This is a genomic window from Ilumatobacter sp. (assembly GCF_049588435.1).
Taxonomy (GTDB): domain Bacteria; phylum Actinomycetota; class Acidimicrobiia; order Acidimicrobiales; family Ilumatobacteraceae; genus Ilumatobacter_A.
The window spans coordinates 1-2,656 of record NZ_JBAVYV010000515.1; the positions used below are offsets into that span (position 1 = coordinate 1).

At 67.3% G+C, this 2,656-nt stretch carries 5 protein-coding genes; 3 read left to right on the forward strand and 2 right to left on the reverse strand.

Annotated elements, in window-relative coordinates; translation table 11 throughout:
• The first annotated feature begins 124 nt into the window (after window positions 1-124).
• Both WBV89_RS19245 and WBV89_RS19250 read left to right on the forward strand, forming a co-directional pair.
• The gene (locus tag WBV89_RS19245) at window positions 125-415 is read left to right on the forward strand and encodes a DUF427 domain-containing protein (protein ID WP_423982942.1); all 291 of its coding nucleotides are present in this window, start codon (window positions 125-127) and stop codon (window positions 413-415) included.
• A 78-nt stretch (window positions 416-493) separates the two neighbouring features.
• The gene (locus WBV89_RS19250) at window positions 494-1,393 is read left to right on the forward strand and encodes a signal peptidase II (protein WP_423982943.1); all 900 of its coding nucleotides are present in this window, start codon (window positions 494-496) and stop codon (window positions 1,391-1,393) included.
• 49 nt (window positions 1,394-1,442) lie between these two features.
• Here WBV89_RS19250 and WBV89_RS19255 read toward each other — a convergent pair whose 3' ends face one another.
• Window positions 1,443-1,721, reverse strand: coding sequence for an anti-sigma factor family protein (locus tag WBV89_RS19255; RefSeq protein ID WP_423982944.1), 279 nt, complete (start codon window positions 1,719-1,721; stop codon window positions 1,443-1,445).
• 14 nt (window positions 1,722-1,735) lie between these two features.
• A complete protein-coding gene (locus tag WBV89_RS19260; protein ID WP_423982945.1) occupies window positions 1,736-2,275 on the reverse strand; it encodes a sigma-70 family RNA polymerase sigma factor in 540 nt (179 codons plus the stop codon).
• A gap of 112 nt (window positions 2,276-2,387) precedes the next feature.
• Between WBV89_RS19260 and WBV89_RS19265 the strand changes: the two genes are divergently transcribed.
• Window positions 2,388-2,656 (forward strand): DUF302 domain-containing protein (locus WBV89_RS19265; RefSeq protein ID WP_423982946.1); only part of this gene is annotated, 269 nt, incomplete at its 3' end.

The following is a 2,656-nucleotide window of genomic DNA, read 5'->3' on the forward strand; positions in this document are numbered from 1 at the left end:
CCTGTTGTGTGAGGAAACCCGGTGACGAGCCGCACTCGTCCCGAGAATGTGACGATCGCGCCATTCATTCGCGACATTCACCGGCGACAGGAATTCGCCGACCGCTCAGCGGGTTCCCGACACCATGACGAGAGCAGTATTCGACGGTGTGGTGATTGCCGAGAGCGACGACGTGCGCAACGTCGAAGGCATGGCCTACTTCCCCATCGAGAGCGTGGACATGGACGCGCTCGTCGAGAGCCCGACGACGAGCAGATGCTTCTGGAAGGGCAAGGCGAGCTACTGGCATGTCCAGGGGAACAGCGAGATGGCGCCGAACGCCGCGTTCGCCTACGAGCACCCGTGGCCGCTCGCTCGCCGTCTCGTCGACGGGCGGATCGCGTTCTGGCACGGCGTCCAGGTCGAGCGCGACTGAACGCGCGACCTGCGCCGAGGCGGAGCGTCCCGCCCGGTCGACCGGGAATGGGTCGGGGTCCTGGAGGGTTTCCGACTCGTGACGCTGTCCTGGTTCGAATCGGTCGACGCTCGGGATCGAGCCCGGCGCACGGTCATCGTGACGGCTGCGGTCGTTCTCGGCCTCGACCAGATGTCGAAGGCGATCGCATTGGCGCTGTTCGCCGAGACCGACGGCTCGTTCGGTCCGTTGCGCTTCACCGTCGTGCGCAATTCGGGGGGACCGTTCGGGGTGGCGGACGGGGCCTCGTTCGCGTGGACGGCAGCGACAGTGGCAATCCTCATCGCGGGTGTTGTGGTCGTCGCGCGCAGCCGACTCGGCTTCCGCACCGCCCTGGCTGTCGGTGCCGTGCTCGGCGGTGGTGCAGGCAACCTGATCGACCGGCTCGCCCGGCAACCGGGTGCCGGCAGCGGAGCGGTGATCGACTGGATCTCGTTCGAGCCGTATCCACGCGTCTTCAATCTGGCGGACGTCGCGCTGCGCGTCGCTGCGGTGGCCGTGCTCGTCGTGATGCTGGTCGGCGGCGACCGCGTGAACGGTGGGGCCGCCACCGCTCGTGAGGATGACGCTGCGACCGGCGCCGTGGTTGCCGACCTCGACGACGATTCGTTCGACGGCGCACTCGAGGGACGGGTGACGATCGTCGACTTCTGGGCGCCGTGGTGCGGTCCGTGCAAACAGCTCCACCCGTTGTTCGACGCGCAAGCGGCCGTCACCCGTCCCGACTCCCCGCTGCGATTCGCACGGGTGAACGTCGATGAGAGCCCGGATGCCGCGTCGGCGTTCAAGGTCATGAACATTCCGACGATCGTCGTGATCGGCCCCGACGGTCAGGAACTCGAACGCGAGGTCGGCCTGCCGGGCAAGCGGCGTCTCGCGCAGCTCGCGAAGGGCGCCGGTTCGATCGCCCGCACGATCACCGTGGCCGACCAGGCCTGAACCGGGGTGGACCACGACGGCACGTTCGCCGGTCGCGGGCCGCGATCGATCACGGCGAGTCCGGTTCCTCGCCGTGTGCCAACCGCTCGCCGAACTCGCGCAGGCGGTCGATCGACTCAGCGGGCACGGCAGGCCGCTGGGCTGCAAGCGTCGCCTTGATCCGCTCGTACGTTTCCGCTTCCATCCCACACCGACGGCATTCGTCGAGGTGCTGCTCGATGCGGCCTGCTCGTTCGGCGTCGATGTGTCCGTCGAGATACTGCTGGAGCACCTCGCCGACCTGGTGACAGCTCATTCCGCCCGGCGGCTTTCGGCCGAGCAGCTTCATCATCCACATCCTGATCACAACTGACTCCTGGGGGTGAAGCCGACCTTGTCGAGTCGGTCACGGATACGGGATCGAGCGCGGTGCAGGCGGCTCATCACCGTGCCGGCCGGGACGTCGAGGACGTCGGCGGCTTCGGCGTAGGTGAGTCCGTCGATGTCGACGAGTTCCACGACGCGTCGGAACGGCTCGTCGAGCGACTCGAGGGCGCGAATGATCTCCACATCGATCGCGTCGTCGATCCCCGCGTCGGTCCGCTCATCGGACGCGGCGGAGAGCATTCGATCGGTGGCAGCGTCCGGATCGCGGAGCAGTTCGGGCCGTCGGCGGCGATTGCGGTTGATGTGAGTGTTGCGCAGGATCGTGAGCAGCCACGCCCGCGGATGGCGACCATCGAAACCACCGATGCCGCGGTATGCGCGCACCAACGTGTCCTGGACGAGATCCTCCGCTTCCGCGTGATTGCGGGTGAGGGAGTGAGCGACACGCAGGAGCACCTCGATCTCGGGCAGCACATGCCGCTCGAAGTCGGTGTCATCGGTTGTGGCTTCGCTCACTGCCCGGAAACCCTATGACTCGGGGCCGCATTCCCCGGAAGGTCGTGAGGCCGTCGCACGACCGGCGACAGCCGGTGATGCGACCGGCAACGCCGACGCCACGTCGGCGACGGTGACCGGCAGTGATCAGTCCCACGAGTGGGTCGTCGTCGACGCGCCCGGCGAGTTCGACGAGACCCTCGACGGACTGAAGCCGATGGTCGCCGACAACGGGATGATGGTGCTCGGTGAACTCGACGAAGCCGGGGCGCTGAAGGCCGCCGGTCTCGACCTCGACGGTTCGTACAGCCTGTTCGTCGGAAACCCGAGTGCGGGCAAAACGTTCTTCGAGCAGACCGCAGCGATCGGCACCGTGATCCCGATTCGGATGCAGGTGTGGGC